The 17,514-nt window shown below is 69.8% G+C and carries 16 protein-coding genes; 1 reads left to right on the top strand and 15 read right to left on the bottom strand.

Going from position 1 to position 17,514, the window contains the following annotated elements:
- Nucleotides 1-13 precede the first annotated feature (13 nt).
- The 15 genes from asnB to WJ12_RS30380 form a co-directional block, all read right to left on the bottom strand.
- Complete coding sequence (gene asnB / locus WJ12_RS30310) at nucleotides 14-1,981, bottom strand: asparagine synthase (glutamine-hydrolyzing) (RefSeq protein ID WP_034189407.1); 1,968 nt, start codon at nucleotides 1,979-1,981, stop codon at nucleotides 14-16.
- A gap of 276 nt (nucleotides 1,982-2,257) precedes the next feature.
- The gene (locus WJ12_RS30315; protein ID WP_034189406.1) at nucleotides 2,258-3,289 is read right to left on the bottom strand and encodes an EscU/YscU/HrcU family type III secretion system export apparatus switch protein; all 1,032 of its coding nucleotides are present in this window, start codon (nucleotides 3,287-3,289) and stop codon (nucleotides 2,258-2,260) included.
- 16 nt (nucleotides 3,290-3,305) lie between these two features.
- Nucleotides 3,306-4,115 (bottom strand): type III secretion system export apparatus subunit SctT, encoded by an 810-nt coding sequence (sctT, locus tag WJ12_RS30320; protein ID WP_034189405.1) that lies wholly within the window; start codon nucleotides 4,113-4,115, stop codon nucleotides 3,306-3,308.
- The gene (locus WJ12_RS30325) at nucleotides 4,109-4,756 is read right to left on the bottom strand and encodes a hypothetical protein (RefSeq protein WP_069245973.1); all 648 of its coding nucleotides are present in this window, start codon (nucleotides 4,754-4,756) and stop codon (nucleotides 4,109-4,111) included. Before WJ12_RS30325 ends, sctT begins: the two co-directional genes overlap by 7 nt.
- On the bottom strand, nucleotides 4,749-6,128 hold the full coding sequence (sctN, locus tag WJ12_RS30330; RefSeq protein WP_069245974.1) for a type III secretion system ATPase SctN: 1,380 nt from the start codon (nucleotides 6,126-6,128) through the stop codon (nucleotides 4,749-4,751). The genes WJ12_RS30325 and sctN overlap by 8 nt, the downstream gene beginning before the upstream one ends.
- The gene (gene sctL / locus WJ12_RS30335; RefSeq protein WP_034189402.1) at nucleotides 6,125-6,754 is read right to left on the bottom strand and encodes a type III secretion system stator protein SctL; all 630 of its coding nucleotides are present in this window, start codon (nucleotides 6,752-6,754) and stop codon (nucleotides 6,125-6,127) included. Before sctL ends, sctN begins: the two co-directional genes overlap by 4 nt.
- Nucleotides 6,736-7,485, bottom strand: coding sequence for a SctK family type III secretion system sorting platform protein (locus WJ12_RS30340; RefSeq protein WP_069245975.1), 750 nt, complete (start codon nucleotides 7,483-7,485; stop codon nucleotides 6,736-6,738). The genes sctL and WJ12_RS30340 overlap by 19 nt, the downstream gene beginning before the upstream one ends.
- Nucleotides 7,482-8,363, bottom strand: a complete 882-nt coding sequence (sctJ, locus tag WJ12_RS30345) for a type III secretion system inner membrane ring lipoprotein SctJ (RefSeq protein WP_034189400.1) — start codon at nucleotides 8,361-8,363, stop codon at nucleotides 7,482-7,484. The genes WJ12_RS30340 and sctJ overlap by 4 nt, the downstream gene beginning before the upstream one ends.
- Nucleotides 8,364-8,413: 50 nt before the next feature.
- Nucleotides 8,414-8,893: a hypothetical protein gene (locus tag WJ12_RS30350; RefSeq protein ID WP_034189520.1), complete on the bottom strand. Its 480-nt coding sequence runs from the start codon at nucleotides 8,891-8,893 to the stop codon at nucleotides 8,414-8,416.
- 148 nt (nucleotides 8,894-9,041) lie between these two features.
- Nucleotides 9,042-9,254, bottom strand: coding sequence for a hypothetical protein (locus tag WJ12_RS30355; RefSeq protein ID WP_034180511.1), 213 nt, complete (start codon nucleotides 9,252-9,254; stop codon nucleotides 9,042-9,044).
- 141 nt (nucleotides 9,255-9,395) lie between these two features.
- A complete protein-coding gene (gene sctD / locus WJ12_RS30360) occupies nucleotides 9,396-10,730 on the bottom strand; it encodes a type III secretion system inner membrane ring subunit SctD (RefSeq protein WP_059556792.1) in 1,335 nt (444 codons plus the stop codon).
- On the bottom strand, nucleotides 10,711-12,747 hold the full coding sequence (gene sctC / locus WJ12_RS30365) for a type III secretion system outer membrane ring subunit SctC (RefSeq protein WP_049029126.1): 2,037 nt from the start codon (nucleotides 12,745-12,747) through the stop codon (nucleotides 10,711-10,713). Before sctC ends, sctD begins: the two co-directional genes overlap by 20 nt.
- A complete protein-coding gene (sctS, locus tag WJ12_RS30370) occupies nucleotides 12,747-13,025 on the bottom strand; it encodes a type III secretion system export apparatus subunit SctS (RefSeq protein WP_006480854.1) in 279 nt (92 codons plus the stop codon). The genes sctC and sctS overlap by 1 nt, the downstream gene beginning before the upstream one ends.
- Nucleotides 13,022-15,229 (bottom strand): type III secretion system export apparatus subunit SctV, encoded by a 2,208-nt coding sequence (sctV, locus tag WJ12_RS30375; RefSeq protein WP_059556793.1) that lies wholly within the window; start codon nucleotides 15,227-15,229, stop codon nucleotides 13,022-13,024. Before sctV ends, sctS begins: the two co-directional genes overlap by 4 nt.
- 255 nt (nucleotides 15,230-15,484) lie before the next feature.
- Complete coding sequence (locus tag WJ12_RS30380) at nucleotides 15,485-16,312, bottom strand: helix-turn-helix transcriptional regulator (RefSeq protein WP_034189396.1); 828 nt, start codon at nucleotides 16,310-16,312, stop codon at nucleotides 15,485-15,487.
- Nucleotides 16,313-16,596: 284 nt separating this feature from the next.
- On the opposite strand from WJ12_RS30380, the gene WJ12_RS30385 reads away from it, so the two are divergent.
- Nucleotides 16,597-17,493: a helix-turn-helix transcriptional regulator gene (locus WJ12_RS30385; protein ID WP_059556957.1), complete on the top strand. Its 897-nt coding sequence runs from the start codon at nucleotides 16,597-16,599 to the stop codon at nucleotides 17,491-17,493.
- Nucleotides 17,494-17,514 lie beyond the last annotated feature (21 nt).

The raw sequence follows: 17,514 nt of genomic DNA on the forward strand, positions 1-17,514 counted from the left end.
ATATCACGCCGCATCACGCCGCCCGCTGATGTTCCAGCCACGCCTGGAACATCAGCACCGTCCACAACGGGTGCTGCCAGTTCATCCGGCCGGTCTGGTGCTGCCGCCACAGCCGCTCGACCGCGGTCGCGTCGAAGAAGCCTTCTTCGCGTAGCCGCGACGGGCGCAGCAGCGCCTCGGCCCAGTCGCGCAGCGCGCCGCGCAGCCAGTGATCGACGGGCGCACAAAAGCCCTGCTTGGGCCGGTCGATCAGCGCGGACGGCACGTACCGGTCGAGCAGCCGGCGCAGCAGCGCCTTCGACTGCCCTTCCGGCAAGCGCACGGACGCCGGCACGCGCCACGCGAATTCGACGACGTGATGATCGAGGAACGGCATGCGCGTCTCGAGGCTCACGGCCATCGCCGCGCGATCGACTTTCGCGAGAATGTCGGTCGGCAGGTAGGTGAGCGTGTCGATCGCCATCGCCTGCTCGGCGAAGCTCAGGTGCGCGGGCCACGCCGACACCGTGTCGAGCGGCGTCGGCGGCTCCTGCCCCGACAGCGCGATCCGCTCGGGATGATGCACCGACGACATCAGCAGCCGGTACAGCCCGATCCGGCTCTCGGCCGTCATCACGTGGCCGAGCTTGTGCAGGCGATCGCCGATGCGCGTCGCCGTGTCGCGCGCCTCCACGCCGCCCCACGCGCCCTGCGCGACGGCCGCGAGCTGGTCCGCGTGATCGGGCCGCAGCGCATGCAGCGCGGCCGCGATGCGCGCCCGCACGGCCGCCGGCACGCGGTGCAGCTTGCGCCACAGGCGCGGCGTCAGGAAGTAACGCGTATAGCCGCCGAACAGCTCGTCGCCGCCGTCGCCGGACAGGCTCACCTTCACGTGCCGGCGCGTCAGTTCCGACACAAGGAAGGTCGGGATCTGCGACGCATCGGCGAACGGCTCGTCGTAGATCGACGGCAGCTTCGGGACGACGCCGAGCGCATGGTCGGCCGTCACGTAGAGTTCGGTATGGCGTGTGCCGAGGTGGCGCGCGACGGCCTTCGCGTAACCGGCTTCGTCGTAGCCGGCCTCGTGGAAGCCGATCGTAAACGTGTCGACCGGCGTCGACGATTGCGCCTGCATCAGCGCGACGATCGTCGACGAATCGATGCCGCCCGACAGGAACGCGCCGAGCGGCACGTCCGCTTCCATCTGCCGCGCGACGGCCCGGCGCAGGATCGCGTCGAGCTGGTCGACGGCTTCGTCGGCATTGCCCTCGAACGGCTGCGCACGGCCCGCCTCGATCGTCTGCTCGAGCGTCCAGTACGCCCGCACGCGCGGCGTGTCGCGCGCATGCTCGAACTGGATGTAGGTGCCGGGCGGCAGCTTGTGGATGCCGCGATAGATCGTATACGGCGCAGGCACGCTCGACTGGCGCAGGTACAGGCACAGCGCGTCGCGATCGATCGCGCCGTCGAAGCCCGGATAACCGCGCAGCGCCTTCAGCTCGGACGCGAACACCAGCGCGTCGCCGATCCGGCCGTAGTAGAGCGGCTTCTCGCCGATCCGGTCGCGTGCGAGCGTCAGCACGCGCGACGCGCGATTCCACAGCGCGAACGCGAACATGCCGGTCGCGCGGCGCAACGTTGCCTCGATACCCCACGCGACGATCGCCGCGATCAGCACCTCGCTGTCGGAGTGGCCGCGCCACGCCGGTGCGCGACCCGCGCGCTCGAGCTCCGCGCGCAGTTCGCGATGGTTGTAGATTTCGCCGTTGAAGACCATGACGTAGCGGCCGCACGCGGATGCCATCGGCTGCCGGCCATGCACCGACAGGTCGAGGATCGCAAGTCGCCGGTGGCCGAGCGCGATGCCGGCTTCCGGGTCGACCCAGATCCCCTGCCCGTCCGGCCCGCGATGCGCGAGGCTCGTCGTCATTCGCGCGAGCGTGCCGCGCGCTGTCTCCTCATCGAAGGCGACGCTATTCAGAAAGCCGTCGATTCCGCACATTTGATTTGTCTGCCCCTGTTGACCTGTTCCGTCATGTACCGCGCAAACTCGCGGCCGCCGTCGGGCGTGACGGTCGGGCCATATTACGAAGAAATAAATCAGCAATAATTCACTGGTGAACGCAGACGAAATCCGGAAAAAAACCCGCGTCAAGCCCCGGGGGCGGATCGCCCCGCCAAGGGGCCATATCGAACGGGAACGGACGGCCGATGCGCGACGCGCGCGGGAAATAAGGGCGGCATGCACAAACGCTCGCCGCCACCGCGCCACGCCGCGTCACCCCCCGCCGGTCGCCCATTTCAGCAACTGCGCGACCTCGCGGAAATGCTGCGGCTGAATCGTGCCGTTCTCGGGCGTCGTCTCGTACAGCGCCTGGGCGAGCCCGACGTTCGCGAGCGTCGGGCGCAACGCGTCGCGGGCGAGCCGCACGATCCGCTCGGCCGCGTCGCCCTCGCCGCGCGCGAGCACCCACGGCAGCGTGCCGATCCCGCCGTAATAGAGCGCCACCGCGACGCGCGGCGAATACACGACCACCGACGCGTAGCCGATACGGTCGGGCAGCGACGCGAACTGCGCTTCGCGCGCGAGCTGCCGGCGCTTCGCCTCGATGTGCGGATCGCCTTCGTCCTCCTTGTGCTCGCGCCGCACTTCGTCGATCGACATCTTCATCTTCTGGTTGAACTCGTGCCGCTGGTGCACGATGTCGATCAGCGCCATCACGATGTAGATCAGCGCGGCCCAGCCGAACAGCAGCATCAGCAGCTTCACGATCAGCGCAAGGATCGAGACCGGCCGCGTGAAACCCGACTGCACCGCCGGGTCGAGCGACTCGACGATCAGCCAGCCGAGCGTCGCGACCAGCAGCGCCGTCTTCAGCAGCATCTTCGCGAGATTGACGAGGTTGCGCAGCGACCACAGGTTCTTCATGCCCTCGGCCGGATTGAGCCGCGACAGCTGCGGCACGAGACGGCTCCACGCCATCACGCCGCCCACCTGCACGAAGCCCGCGAGCAGCCCGGCCAGCAACCCGGCCGCGACGATCTGCGCGGACAGCGTCGCCCAGTCGCGCGCGGCGCCGTCGATCAGCACCGCGAGCCGCGCGGCCGGGTCCGCCGCGCCCACCGCGTCGAACACGAGCCGGAACAGCGCCTGCAGCCGCGCGAACAGCGAACCGATGCCCACCGCGAGCGCGACGCACACGCCGACGAAGAACGCCGACGAAACCGTCTCCGCGCTCTTCGGCACGTCGCCTTTCTCGCGCGCCTCGCGCAGGCGCTTCGCGGTCGGCTTCTGGTCCTTTTCGGCCATGTCGGTGCCGCCGCGCTCAGCCGCCGCCGTGCGCGGCGAACAGCGCGCGCAGCAGCGCCATCAGCCCGCTGTCGGGGCTCAGCAGCGAATGCAGCGACGCGTACACCACCGGCAGGAACAGCATCATCATCAGCAGGGCCAGCGCGCTCTTCAGCGGCTGCGAGAACACGAAGATGTTCAGCTGCGGCACCGCGCGCCCGACGAGGCCGATGCCGAGCTCGACGAGGACCAGCACGATCGTCACCGGCGCCGCGAGCTTCACCATCCATTCGAAGATCGTGTCGGTCTGCCGCACGATGAAGGTCTGCAGCATCGACGAGAAATCGGGGCCGAGCGAACCGATCGGCCACCACGCGTACGACTGCGCGAACAGCTGCACCAGCACCTGCAGGCCGCCCGCCGTGACGAACAGCGTGATCGCGACGAAATTCAGAAATCCCGACGTCGGGCCGCCCTCGTGCCCGCCCATCGGATCGAAGAACGCGGCGCTGCCGCTGCCGGTCTGGAAGTCGATCAGGTAACCGACGCCCTGGATCGCGAACAGCACCGCGCTGAACGCACCCGCGAGCAGCATGCCGACCACCGCCTCCTTCGCGACGAGCAGGCACCACATCAGGAACGGCAGCGCGGCCACCTGCGCGGAATCGATCGCGGGCGCGACGAATGCGGCGATCACGACGGCGATCCCGTTGCGCACGAGGCCCGTGATGATCTGCTCGTTGAACACCGGCACGACGAACATGACCGGCAACAGGCGCGGCATCACGTAGAGCAGCGGCCGCAGCGTGCCCGCGACGTCGTTGAAACCCGCGGCCTGATCTAGCATCGGCGCTCCGCGGCCGCGGGTGGCGCGGCATCGTCGGCCGCGGCCTCGCCAGCCGGGCCGGACATCTCCGCATCGAACGCGGCGGCCGCTTCAGGCGGCGTGGACGCATGACCGGCCGTATCGCCCGCCCCGGCCGCCCCGGCCACCCATGCGCCGGCCGTCGAGAAACGCCGCACCGCGTAACCGTCCGCGACTTCGTCGGCGTCGCGCTCGATCCGGGCGGCGCGCGCCTGCAGCGCCTTCTCGCCGGCCTTCTCGAGCTTGTCCTCGGCGGCCTTCGCCTTGCGCGCGGCGCGCTGCAGGTCGGCGAGCGTCGCCTCGTGGCCGCGATGCAGGTGCGCGGCCTGGTTCACCGATGCGTTCGCGGTGCCGATGTGGCGGTCGAACGTGCGTGTATCGGCCGCGGCCTCCTGCAGCGCGCGCGCCTCGCGCAGATCGTCGGCGAGCCGCACCTGGATCGCGGCCTTCGCGGCAACCTGTTGCGCAAGCTGCGCTTGCGCGGCATCGAGCGCGCGACGGCTCTGCGCGGCGACGCCCTGCTGGCGCGCGGCCGCGACGCGGGCGATCTGGCTGCGCATCTCGCGCACGCGCTTCAGGCGCGCGAGCGTCGCGAGCACGAGGCGGTCGTCGGCTTCAGACATGATCGTTCGCCAGCTTCATCAGCTTCGCGAGCTGCGCATCGAAACGCACGTCCTCGTTCGACGCCTGCGCGCAGAACGCGCCGATCGCGTCGCGCGCGCGCAGCGCGAGATCGCCGAGGCGGTCGCTGCCTTCGCGATACTCGCCGATCTGCACGAGCAGCTCGATCTCCTGGTACTTCGCGATCAGCTCGCGCACGCGCGCGGCCGCCTGCTGGTGCGCGCGGCTCGCGACGAGCGGCATCACGCGCGACAGGCTCGCGAGCACGTCGATCGCCGGATAGCGGTTCGCGAGCGCGATCTTGCGCGACAGCACGATATGGCCGTCGAGGATCGACCGCACTTCCTCGGCGATCGGGTCCGATTCCTCGTCCCCTTCGACGAGCACCGTATAGAGCGCGGTGATCGACCCGTACGCACCCTGCCCCGCACGCTCGAGCAGGCGCGGCAGCACCGCGAACGTCGACGGCGGGAAGCTGCGCCGCGTCGGCGGCTCGCCGCTCGCGAGGCCGACCTCGCGCTGCGCGCGGGCAAAACGCGTCAGCGAATCGACCAGCAGCAGCACGCGCTTGCCCGCGTCGCGGAAGTGCTCGGCGATCGCGGTCGCGACCAGCGCGGATTTCACGCGCTCCATCGCGGGGCGATCGGAGGTCGATACGACGACGATCGACCGCGCGCGCACCTCCGGCGACAGGCTGTGCTCGATGAATTCGCGCACCTCGCGACCGCGTTCGCCGACGAGCGCGATCACGTTCACATCGGCCTGCGCGCCGCGCGCGATCATCCCGAGCAGCGTGCTCTTGCCGACGCCGGACGGCGCGAAGATGCCCACGCGCTGCCCGACGCCGAGCGTCATCAGGCCGTCGATCACGCGCACGCCGGTCGGAAACGGCGTGTCGATCATCTTGCGCGCGAGCGGATTCGGAGGGTCCTGCTGCGTCGACACCCACGCGGCGCCCGTCACGGGCCCGCGATCGTCGAGCGGCCGGCCGAGCCCGTCGAGCACCCGGCCGAACAGCCCGTCCCCCACCGGAAACACATGCTCGCGCCCGGACGGCACGACGGTCGTCTCCGGCGACAGCCCCGCCACGTCGCCGAGCGGCGTGAGCAACGTCGTCTGCCGCGAGAAACCGACCACCTCCGCGAGCAGCGTCGGCTGGTTCGGCGTGCGCAACTCGCAGATCTCGCCGAGCCGCGCGCGGATGCCCGTCGCGTTCAGGATCTGCCCGACCGCGTGATTGACGCGACCCTGCACCGATACCGGCGAGAAGAACGCGAGCCCCGCGTCGAGTTCGCCGACGAGGCGGCCGCGATCGAACGGCGCGCCGTCGTCGTCGCCGCCGAACGGTTGCGGATCGTCGAGCGGCGCGTTCATCGCGCGGCGCCCTTCAGCGCATCGCGGCGGATCGCCTGGCGCAGCGCGTCGATCTGCAGGTCGAGACTCGCGTCGATGCGCCCGGACGGTGTCTCGACCGTGCACGCGTGGCGCTCGAGCCGCGCGTCCTCGACGATGCGGATCTTCTGCCGGTTCGACTGTCCGGCGAACGCGCCGTCGAGCGCGTCGCGCATCTCGTCCTGGCGGCCGGGCGCGACATGCACGACCAGAAACGCCTCGTCGCGCACGAGCGGCGCGATCCGCGCGAGCGCGGCCTCGTACAGCTTCTGCGTGCTCATCTCGCCGACGATCGCGCGCACGGCTTTCACGACGATATCGGCCATCGCATCCTTCATCGTCTCCATCGTGCGCGTGGCGGCAAGCGCCTGCGCGTAGGCCTGCGCGGCCTGCTCGCGCTGCGCGCGGCGCATCCCTTCGTCGTAGCCGGCCGCCTGGCGCTTGTCGAATTCGCGCTGCGCGTCGGCGACGATGCGCGCGGCCTCTTCATGCGCGGTCGCGATCACCGCGGACGCATCGAGCAGCGCCGCGTACTCGCGCTCCTTGAGCACCTTGCGCTCCGACAGCAGCTGCAGGTTGTCGCTCGTGATCAGAAAAGCCAGTCCCATGACGCAAGCCTCTCGGGAATCAGAAACAGGAACATCAGTTCGCCGAACTGGTCGCGCTGGGCGCGGTTCAGCCAGTAAGGCGCCTCGTCGTCGATCGCGCGGTTGAATTTCAGGCGCACGCGCCGCGCGACCGCCTCGCCGGCCGCGCCGATGAAATCCGCGAGCAGCCGGCCGCCGCGCGCGCGGATCACGACCGGCAACGCGGCGGGATCGGCACGCCACGGTTCGAGCGTTTCCGCCAGCGCGCCGAATTCCGGCGCGCGTTCGAGCACGAGGTCCAGCGCGTCGCCGCCGAGCCGCGCCGCGACTTCCGCGCGGATGCGGCGCCCGGCCAGCGCGTCGCGCAGCCACGCGCGATGCAGCAGCAGTCCCGCATACGCGGCCAGTTGCTCGAGCGCCGCGCCCGGCAGCAGCGCGAGCCGCGCGCACGGGTTCGCGACGTCGAAGTCGTGCCGGCCGGCCACGTCGTTCGCCGCGAGCAGGTGCCGCGCGAGCAGCTTGCGGCCGGCCGCGCCGAACGCGTCCGGCGAGCGGTAGCGCGCGGGCCAGTCGGCCGGCACGCGCGTCACGTGCAGGTAGCGGTCGGGCCGCAGGTTGAAGTCGCAGACGAGCGCATGAAACGCCGCGCGGCGCGGCGCGGGCGGTGCCGCGAGCGGCTGCAGCCACGGCGGCGGCGCGGCGTCGGCCGGGTTGAGCCCGTCGCCCGGCGGCGGCGCGTGCGGATCGCTCATGCGCCGTCGCGCGCACCGTCCGCCGCGCGCAGGCCGCCGCCCGGCTGCGACGCGCCGCCGGCGCCGTTCGCCCCGCGCGGCGCACCGAGCAGGCCCGCGAGCCGCGCGCCGAACATCCCGCGCCGCGCGGCCGACAGCGCGATGACCGCGCAAGTCAACAGGATCAGCGCGAACACGAGCCAGCCGAGCGGCGAACGCAGCCGCAGGACGTCCGACACCGCGCTGCCGATCCCGTCCACGCGTGTCGCGCGCGCGGCGGCCGGCTGCAGGAACAGCGACACGTTGTCGTACTGCAGCCCTTCGATGCTGTGCGCGACGAGATCCTTGACCATCGGCGCCATCGCGCGCAGGTCGACGCCGGGCCGGTAGCGGATGTAGACGGCCGCCGACGACGGCTTGATCTTGTCCGCCAACGGATCGTTCTCGGGAATCACGACCTGCACGCGCGCGACCACGACGCCCTCGATGTCCTGCAGCGTGCGCGACAGATCCTGCGACACGCCGTACAGGTAGCGCACGCGCTCCTCGGCGGGCGTCGACACGAGGCCCTGCTTCTGGAACAGCTCGCCGAGGCTCGCATAGCTCGGCTTCGGCAGCCCGTTCGCCTGCAGCACCGTGAGTGCCGACTGCATGTCGCCGTCCGCGACGCTCACGAGCCACGCGTTGCGGTCCGACGTGTCGCGCGCGTCGTTGTCCTTCGACGCGCTGATGCCCGCGTCGCCGAGCACGGCGACCATCTGGTTCGCGTCGCGCTCCGACAGGCCCGAGTACAACTCCTTCTGGCACCCGGCCAACAGCACGAGCAGCCCCGCGAGCAGCGCGCGCGCCGCCCGGCTGCGCCACGCATGCACGCGCGGCGTCGAATCGATCGTCGTCATCGTTTGTCCGCTTCAGGGCGCGCGAGACCGGATCCGGCCCACGCGCGCCATCACTCCTGCGTCTTCAGCACCGTGTGCGTGAAGCCGTTCGCCGCCTGCGCGACCGACAGGCTCAACTGGTATTCCGAAATCGTGGTGGTCGCCGTCCACTGGAAGTCCATCGCCTTCACCATCGTCATCAGCGGGTCGCTGCGGCTGTCCGCCATCGACGTCAGCATCTCGCTGCGATGCTTGTCGATGTTCGCGTACCGCGAATCGAGATCGTTGCCGTAGGTGCGCAACCGCTCGACGAGCGACGACTGGTTCGCCTGCGCGGGCGTCATCTGCACGGCCGGCGCCGCATCCGCCGGCGCGCGCGACATCGCGACGCCCGACGCGGACGGCGGGGCCGCCGCCGATGCCCCCGGCTGCATCAGCGCATCGAACTGGCGCACCTGCGCCGGATCGGACGCCGCACCCGTTTGCTGCTGCGCGGCGCTCGCGAGCGCGGCCGCGCCCGGCGGCGCCGCGCCTACGCCTGTCACTGACATGTTCATGCCCTCCTCGAGTGGCCGACGCCGGACCGGATCGGTCGGGCCAGCCCGAAACAAACCGGCCGGCACGCACGCATCCGCCGCCGGACGCCCTGCTCGGGCAGACCCGGCGCGCGGCCACGCGCGGCACGGCCGGCGACCGGCGTCATGCGCGGCCGGCCGAGCTCAGGTGCTGCGCAACCTGGGCGTTCGCCGTCCCCTCTTGCGCGGTCACTGCGTTGCTGGTTTCGAACGTCGCCGTCGACTGCTGGACCTGGAAGTTGATCTTCGTCAGTTCGAGCTGCGTCTTGGTCAGGTCGTCGGCCTGCTGCTGGACCTGGTTCGTGTTGGTTGCACCACCTGCTGCCTGCGTACCCATGTTGTGCTCCTTTAAGTGAAGTTCATCCACCTTCCGGCGGCGGCCCCATGCCCCGCCGGCGACGTGAGCCGCCGCACCGCTGCGACGCCTCGCGTAATGCGCGCACCGCGCGCCGCGCGATGCGCATGACCTGTCGCGGCGCTAGTGCGCCTTCTCCTTCGATGCCGCCGCGGTTGCCGCCGCCTCCGGCAACAGCGTCGGCCCCGGCACCGGCTGCGCGACCCCGGCGGCCGCGCCGCTCGCGAGCGGTGCCACGGGCGGCGCCGGCGCCTGTTCGGGCGCACGCGCCGACGGGCCGCCGAGCGGCATCGTGATGCGCTGGCCGCCGCGTTCGAACACGACTTCGTCCGGGCCGATCGACACGACCGTCGCCCCCTCCTTCAGCCGCGCGCCTTCGAAATAGCGGCTGCCGTCGGCCGTCTCGATGTAGCGCTGGTCGCCGTCGCCCGCGAACACGGTCGTGATCTCCGGAATGCCAGCCGTGCCGCCCAGCGTCGTCGCCGTGCGCGGCGCGGCCGGATCGGCATCGCGCACGTGATCGACGACTTCGAGCGCCGGTCGCGCATCCTTCATGTAGTTGCGGATGCGCGGCTCGATCTGCGCGCGCGCGGCCGCGCCCGTCAGTTCGATCCGGCCGCGGCCGAGATACGTCACCGTCAGCGCCGTATCGCTGAAATAGGTCTGCGCGGTCGCCACCAGGTCGCTGACCACGTAGATGTTGCCGAGCGCCGCGTTGTCGACCTCCGTGACGATCTGCGCGACGCGTTCGCGCGCGGCCGGATCGCTGACGTAGCCCGACACGATCACGCCGTCGTCGCGCGGCGCGACGGCCAGCTCCGGATACGCATGCAGCAGCTGCTGCAGCCGGTGCGTGCGCGCGAGCACCGATTCGTGCTGCCACGGCAGGCGCCCCGACCACGCGACGAAGCCGTAGCCGAGCGCGCCGAGCAGCACGCCGATCCACAACGCGACCAGCGCGATCACGAGCCGGCGGCTGCCGAGGCGGCGCAGGCCGCCCGTGAGCCAGCCGAGCCACGCGGCCTCGCGCGCGGCGTCCGGCGCATCGGCTTCGTCCGGCACCGCGACGCTCGCCTGCGCATGCCGCGCGATGCCGAGCCGGATCGAGCCAACCGTCACGACGTCGTGCGGCGTCAGCGAGCGGCGCCCCGCGCCGAGCGGTTCGTCGTTGAACAGCACCGCCGCGCCGGTCTCGCCGCCGTGGTTCTGCACGGTCACCGCGAGCGCGCCGACCTGCAGGCACACCTGCTTCGCGCCGATCTCGCGATCGGGCAGGATCACTTCGCAATCGGCCGCGGTGCCGACCCAGTTCGCGCCGCGCGCGAGCGACATCGTGCGGCCGTACATCGGCCCGCTCAGGAAGCACAGGTTCCACGGCGACGCGAGCGCGGCCGCGCCGCCCCCCGCGCCGCCGGGCAATGCGCCGTCGCCGTGCGGATCAATGATGCTCGTCGACATGGGGAGTGGCTCCTGCGGTCGTCGCGGGCTGCGCCGCCGCATCCTTCGGCGGCGGCAGCGCGGGCGGACCGAACTTCGTGCCGGGCAGCGGCTTCGGCGTCAGCGGCACCGCGACGTCGTTGTCCGGCGGGCGGTACATCGACAGTCCTTCCTGGCCGGCCGGCGCGTCGACACCCGGGTTCACGGGCGAGCCGTCCGGCGCATACATCGACGCGGTCGTCACCACGCGCGGCGTCAGCAGGTAGAACCGCTCCATGTGGTTGCCCGACTTGTCGGTGTACTTGAACAGGTTGCCGATCAGCGGAATGTCGGACAGCCAGGGCACGCCGCTCTTGTTCAGCTTCACCTCGTCGTCGTTGAAACCCGCGATCAGCAGGCTCTTGCCCTCGTCGATCATCGACTTGGTGACGATGTTGCGCTGCTGGATCACCGGAATGTTCGACACGGCCTGCCCTTGCACGACGTTGCCGTCCTGGATGTCGATCGACATCATCACGCTCTGCGGATTGCCGGACACGGCCGCCGCGTTGCGGATCGCCTCGTCGACGATCATCGGCGTCACCTTGATGCTCGTGCCGGTCGTCACGCTGTACAGCGACGAATCCTGGTAACCCTGCACCTGCACGTAGAACTGCGTGAGGTTCTCGAGGATCGCCTCGGTGTTGTCGAGCGCCAGCACCTTCGGTTTCGAACGCAACTGCGCCTGCCCCTTCTGCGCGAGCGCGTTCACGCGCGTGAGCAGGTAGTTGCGCAGCGAGCCGCCGATCGATGCCGTCAACGCGATGCCGGTCGGCAGGAAGGTGCCCGTCTGCCCGGTTTCCGACGTGCCGACGCCGAACGTGAGCGGCGGATTGCCCGAGCCGTTGTACTGCGTGTTGCCGTTCAGCGGATTCGCGCCGTTGCCGATCTGCACGTCGCCGTGCGTCGTGTGCAGGCGCCAGTCGATCCCGAGGCTGTCGAGCGAATCCTCGTTGATGTCGATGATCGTCACGTTGATCTCGACGATGCGCGGCCGCTCGTCGAGCTGGTTGATCAGCGACTGGTAGCGGTACATGTTCTCCGGCAGGTCGCGCACGATCACCGCGTTGATCGCCGGATCGGCGACGATCTGCGGCAGCGCGTCGCCGCCGCCGGCGTTCCCGAACGGTGCAAGCCCGCCGCCGGCGCTGCTGTCGCCCGCGTAACCGCCCGCGCGCGGGCCGCCGGCGATATCGGGGAAGTCGAGCCGCGGCACGGCGATCGTCAGCCCCGAGCCCAGCTTCACCTGGCGCGCGGCCTGTCCGAGCGGCGTGCTCGACGGCAGCGCGTTCGTGCCGCCGCCCTTGCCGAACAGGCGGCTCAGGATCGTCGCGACGCCCGGCACCGTCACCTCCTTGCCCGAGCGGTTGATCGTGAAATCCGACGCCCAGCCGTACTTCAGCCGGAACGCGCGGATGTCCGCATGCGCGCCGTTCGCCGACGGATCGCCGACCGAGCCGACCGCCTGCCGCACGAGCTCGACGTAGCGGCGCGGGCCGGCCACGTACACGCTGTTCGCGCGGTCGTTGATCACCAGCGTGTAGCGCTTGTCGGGAATCTGCATCGCCTGCAGCGCGCGGCCGATCTCACCGGCTGCGTTCGGCGGGATCGGGATCATCTGCGTCTGCGACTGATCGGCCGGATCGACGTACAGGAACGAGCCGTCGTAGTACCACGTGAGCCCGTAGGTCGAGCAGATCGTGTCGAGCGTCTGTTGCGGCGTGCCCGAGAAGCGGCCGCTGATCACGCCGTCGACCTTCGGGTCGACCACCGCCGTCACGCCCTGCGACGACGCGAGCTCGCGGATGAAGTCGCCGATCTTCTTGCCGTTCGCGACGATCGTGAACGGCTTGTTGCGCCAGCGCAGGTCCGCGGCCCGCGCATGTTGCGCGGGCGCCATGCACAGCGACGCCGTGAGCAGCGCGGTCGCGCACATGGCAAGCGCGGCCCGTTGCAGGCTGCGCGGTTGAAACCGGATCGAGGCGACGCGTCGACGCATCAAAGGACTCCTGTGGAAGAAACGAACATGCGTTCCAGCGCCTGCTGCGCGAAGCGCAGCACTTCGCCGCCGAGCCAGCCCGACAACAGCACGAGCGCGACCATCACGGCGATCAGCCGCACCGCGATGCCGATGTTGGCGTCCTGCACCTGCGTGACGGCCTGCAGGATCGCGACGACGAGGCCCGTGACGGTGGCGATCAGCACGATCGGCAGCGACAGCAGCAGCACGAGCATCAGCGCCTGGCGCGTCAGGTCGAGGATCGTCGAGCTCGTCATTGCACGGCTCCCGGCGCACGCACGCCGGCACCCGCGCCGACCGTGCCGTCGTCCGGCGGGTTCTTGACCCAGCCGACCGTATGCAGCTGCACGTCTTCCTCGACCTCCTGGTACGACAGCACCGCGAGGTCGGGCAGGACCGGCTGCAGGATCGTCTTCACGTAGCGGCGCGCGCCGAGCGCGACCATCACCGCGAGCCGCACGGCGCCCTGCGCATTGCCGTGCCCGCCGGCGCCGCCCGCCGGCGCGGCCTGCACGATCGCGCGCACCTGCTCGCCGATGTCCTGCTTGACCGCGCTCGACAGCGCGAGGAAATTGCCCTGCTTGGTGCGCATCACCGCGCTCTCGATCCGCTCCTGCAGGTTCTGCTCGAACAACACGACCCGCAGCTGGCGCGTCGTGCCCGCGTGGCGGTCGGTAATCATCCGGCGCAGATCGACGCGCACGAGCTCGACCAGCGCGATCACGTCGTCCGGTTCGTTCGGCGCCCACGTGATCAGGCTTTCGAAGATCACGCGCAAATTGCGGATCGGTACCTGCTCGGCCAGCAGCCGGCGCAGCACCTCGGTCACGCGCTGCAGCGGCACGAGCCGCGTCAGCTCGCCCACGAGTTCCGGGTGCTCGCGGCGCACGAGGTGCACGAGCGCCTGCGTTTCCTGGATCCCGAGCAGTTCGTCCGCATGCTGGCGCACGATCTGCTCGACATGCGCGGCGAGCGCGCTTTCGCTCGACAGCCACTTGCCGTCCGGCGCGGGGCCGTCGGGCTTGATCCACAGCGCCGTCGCGAACGGGCCGAATGCCTCGGCCGGCTGGCGCTCCGCGCGCTCGGGCAGCGGCGCGACGCCGTCCCACAGCAGCCAGCCCGGCTTCAGCGCGCCGTGCGCGGCGAGCACGTCCTGCAGATAGATCCGGTACGTGCCGGCCGCCGCGCCTTCGTCGTCGTTCAGCGTGATGCGCGGGAACACCGTGCCGATGTCCGCATCGACGCGCGCTTTCGCGCTCGACAGCGCGGCCTGCAACTGCGCGAGGTTCAGGCTCGCGCGCAGGTCGTCGGACAGCGACACCGCGATCAGCGACGTGACGCCGGCCGCATGCGACACCTTCGCGGGCTGGCCGTCGTCGGCCGCGCCGACGCGCCCCGCGATCTGGATCAGGTTGAAACTCGGCGCGGCCGTCTTGCGCTTGAGCTGCGAGAACGCGAACACGCCGAGGCCGATCGCGATCAGCGCGAACGACCATTTCGGAAAACCGGGCACGACGAGGAAGCCGGCCAGCACGACCGCCGCGATCAGCAGCGCGCGCGGATGCGCCCCCAGCTGCTCGCCGAGCTGTTCGCCGAGCTGGCGCTGCCGCGCATCGCGCGTCGCGACGCGAGTCGTGACGATGCCGGCGGCGATCGACACGAGCAGCGACGGAATCTGCGACGCCATCCCGTCGCCGACCGTCAGGATCGCGTAACGCTGCAGCGCCTGGCCGATATCCATCCCGTGCATCAGCGTGCCGACCGCGATCCCCGCGACGATGTTGATGAACGCGATCACGAGGCCCGCGATCGCGTCGCCCTTCACGAACTTCATCGCGCCGTCCATCGCGCCGTGCATCTGCGATTCCTGCTCCAGCTTCTCGCGTCGCTCGCGCGCTTCGTCGGCGCTGATGATGCCCGCGCGCAAGTCCGCGTCGATGCTCATCTGCTTGCCGGGCATCGCGTCGAGCGAGAAGCGTGCGCCGACTTCCGCCACCCGCTCCGACCCTTTCGCGATCACGATGAACTGCACGACGGCGATCACGAGGAACACCACGCCGCCCACCACGACGTTGTTGCCGACCACGAGCCGCCCGAACGCGTCGATCACGTGGCCAGCGTTCGCGTGCAGCAGGATCAGCTTGCACGACGCGATGTTCAGCGCGAGCCGGAACAGTGTCGTGAACAGCAGCAAGGCGGGAAACGACGAGAAGCTCACCGCCGACGGCACGTAGGTCGATACCGTCAGCAGTACGACGCTCGCGGCGAGGTTCAGCGAGATCATCCCGTCGAGCGCGGCCTGCGGCAGCGGCAGGATGAACAGCGCGACGACCGCGACGATGAACACCGCGATGAACAGGTCGGCGCGCGGCGATGCGCCCCCGAGACGCGGTCCGGACACGCCGCGGCCGGCGGAAAACAACCGCTGCCAGTCGCGGGGGAGCGCCTTCGGTTCAGCCATCGTGCCGTCGTCCTGTCGTTATCGCCGGCCGGCACGGGCAATCCTGCCCGTGCCGCGCGGACCGTTGAATGGGACGAGTGTAGCGACGGGAAACGATGGAAAAAGGGATGCGCCTCGTAGCGCGAAAGCGCGTTTTCCGGCGACGATCGAATCGGACTACGAAACCCGGCGGCACGCTCGGGCACGCGCCGCCGGAACCGCTTCCATTGCGTGCCGGGCCGCCGGCGCGCACGCCGGCGGTGCGCCGTTTCGGGGTTACAGGCGCCGCGCGGCGAGGTACGCGAGCTGCGCGCGGTTCTGCACGTTGAAGAGTTTCTCGAGCGACCGGATGTGATGGCCGACCTTGTGCAGCGACGTGCGCAGCGCGCTCGCGATCTCCTGGTCGGACAGCCCGTGCACGAGGCGATCGAGCACCTGCTGCTGCTCGTCGCCGAGCGCGAAACCGCGCATGCGTGCGATACGCGCCTCGAGGAACGGCAGCGCGACGCGATGCACGGCGAGGCTCACCGCCAGCGCGCCGCCGATCACGCGATCGTCGATCCATTCGGTGCCGTGCGTCTCCGACGTCACGTTCACCGCGACGCGCAGGTCGAGACGCGGCGCCGACAGGCTGAAGATCACGCCGCTGTTCATCGCGTGCGCACGCAGATGGCCGGCGAGCGCCAGCACCTTGCGGTCGCCGCTGCCCTGCGCGGCCGCCTCGATCTCGTCGAGCCGCCATGCGACCGGAAAGCCGCTCTGCCGCACCTGCGCGAAACGCGGGTCGCTCTCGTAGAGCATCCCTTCGATGAACGGCTGCATGAACGTTGCCGGCGCGAGATCGCGCAGCAGATGGGCGCACAGAATGCGCCGCCCGATCATTTCGTAGGCGCCGTAACCGAGCGTACTGAAACCGATTTGCCGCAATCGCGCATGGCATTGCGCGAAATCGATTGGCGCAAGGTCGGTTTTACCGGATCCGATTTGAATGCCGGTAAAAACGTCGCGCTCGATTGCCTGATATTCGCTCGAATAAGCGGCCGCGGCCGCGATATCGGCATGTGAGAACCATTCGACGCGTGGTGCGCCGTCAGCATGTGTCATGAGGAGCCCGCCCCTTTCCCAATATATGAAACTGCGCCCCGTCACGATCTGGTCTTTTCTTTATGATTTTCTGGTAGTCAATATACGCGCGTGAACATGAACCTTTCGCCGCAATTAGTATTACGGCATATTACGCATACACAGGCATTTTTGTACAATGCCCCCGCGTTTCGTCAGGGATGACGATCGGCGCATATCAAAACGATGCTCGATCGCACCGCCGCGAATGCCGTTCACGATACGGCCGCCGCCAGGCGATGCGCGTCGATTCCGAGGGATGGCTCATGTCCGATATTGCATTGCATGAAGAAGCGGTCGCCCCAACCTTTCCGCGCGCGTCGGGCGCCTGCGCGGATGCGCGCCGGGAGCGCACCGTGCAGGTCGTCTGGTGCGACGACGTGAAGGGCGGCGACGTCACGCAGCCGCACGCGCCGAAGCTCGGCGTCGCCGATACGCTCGCGCACGCGCAGAGCACGGCCGAGCGCAACCGGATCGTCACGAGCCTGCTGCATCTGACAGGCTTCTCGACGTTCGCGTACTTCGCGCTCGAATTCTCGCGCGAGCGCGTCGAAAGCCTCTATCTGCACGAAGCGTTCACGCCGCCCACCTATCGCGGCGACTACGTGCGGCACAACCATCACGACGTCGATCCGCGCACGCTCGGCGCGCGCGTCTGCAACATGCCGATCGTGTGGGACCTGCAGCAGCTGCGCCGCGAGTACCGCGAGCGCGAAGACGGCCCGAGCGAGCGCCCCGCCACGCTCGACGGCTTCCTGCAGACGATGCAGGACGACGGGATGTGCAGCGGCATCATGTATTCGATGGCCGTGCCCGGCACGCGGCTGCACGCGTTCATGAGCTTCACCGCGCCGCGCCGCACGCGCGAGTGGATCACGCCGGCGACGATCGAGCAGGCATTGTCGATCGGGTTGTCGGTGCACAAGTTCGCCTCGCCGCAACTGATCTCGACGTCGCGCGAGCGCGCGGTGAACGGGCTCACGCCGTTCGAGCAGGAACTGCTGCTCGGCATTGCCGAAGGCGCATCCGACAAGGAGATCGGCCGGCGCCTCGACACCAGCGCGCACAACGTCGACTATCACCTGCGCAAGCTGCGCAAGCGCTTCGGCGTCGCGAACCGGATCCAGCTCACGTACCTGACGTCGAAGCTCGAATTGATCTGAGCGCGGCGCCGCCGCTTGGCG

Origin of the sequence: Burkholderia seminalis, assembly GCF_001718535.1 — a bacterium.
Taxonomy (GTDB): domain Bacteria; phylum Pseudomonadota; class Gammaproteobacteria; order Burkholderiales; family Burkholderiaceae; genus Burkholderia; species Burkholderia seminalis.

Excerpts from the sequence above, each read along its gene's own strand:
- asnB (WP_034189407.1), bottom strand. The coding sequence starts at position 1,981 with ATGTGCGGAATCGACGGCTTTCTGAATAGCGTCGCCTTCGATGAGGAG.
- WJ12_RS30315 (WP_034189406.1), bottom strand. The coding sequence starts at position 3,289 with ATGGCCGAAAAGGACCAGAAGCCGACCGCGAAGCGCCTGCGCGAGGCG.
- sctT (WP_034189405.1), bottom strand. The coding sequence starts at position 4,115 with ATGCTAGATCAGGCCGCGGGTTTCAACGACGTCGCGGGCACGCTGCGG.
- WJ12_RS30325 (WP_069245973.1), bottom strand. The coding sequence starts at position 4,756 with ATGTCTGAAGCCGACGACCGCCTCGTGCTCGCGACGCTCGCGCGCCTG.
- sctN (WP_069245974.1), bottom strand. The coding sequence starts at position 6,128 with ATGAACGCGCCGCTCGACGATCCGCAACCGTTCGGCGGCGACGACGAC.
- sctL (WP_034189402.1), bottom strand. The coding sequence starts at position 6,754 with ATGGGACTGGCTTTTCTGATCACGAGCGACAACCTGCAGCTGCTGTCG.
- WJ12_RS30340 (WP_069245975.1), bottom strand. The coding sequence starts at position 7,485 with ATGAGCGATCCGCACGCGCCGCCGCCGGGCGACGGGCTCAACCCGGCC.
- sctJ (WP_034189400.1), bottom strand. The coding sequence starts at position 8,363 with ATGACGACGATCGATTCGACGCCGCGCGTGCATGCGTGGCGCAGCCGG.
- WJ12_RS30350 (WP_034189520.1), bottom strand. The coding sequence starts at position 8,893 with ATGTCAGTGACAGGCGTAGGCGCGGCGCCGCCGGGCGCGGCCGCGCTC.
- WJ12_RS30355 (WP_034180511.1), bottom strand. The coding sequence starts at position 9,254 with ATGGGTACGCAGGCAGCAGGTGGTGCAACCAACACGAACCAGGTCCAG.
- sctD (WP_059556792.1), bottom strand. The coding sequence starts at position 10,730 with ATGTCGACGAGCATCATTGATCCGCACGGCGACGGCGCATTGCCCGGC.
- sctC (WP_049029126.1), bottom strand. The coding sequence starts at position 12,747 with ATGCGTCGACGCGTCGCCTCGATCCGGTTTCAACCGCGCAGCCTGCAA.
- sctS (WP_006480854.1), bottom strand. The coding sequence starts at position 13,025 with ATGACGAGCTCGACGATCCTCGACCTGACGCGCCAGGCGCTGATGCTC.
- sctV (WP_059556793.1), bottom strand. The coding sequence starts at position 15,229 with ATGGCTGAACCGAAGGCGCTCCCCCGCGACTGGCAGCGGTTGTTTTCC.
- WJ12_RS30380 (WP_034189396.1), bottom strand. The coding sequence starts at position 16,312 with ATGACACATGCTGACGGCGCACCACGCGTCGAATGGTTCTCACATGCC.
- WJ12_RS30385 (WP_059556957.1), top strand. The coding sequence starts at position 16,597 with ATGTCCGATATTGCATTGCATGAAGAAGCGGTCGCCCCAACCTTTCCG.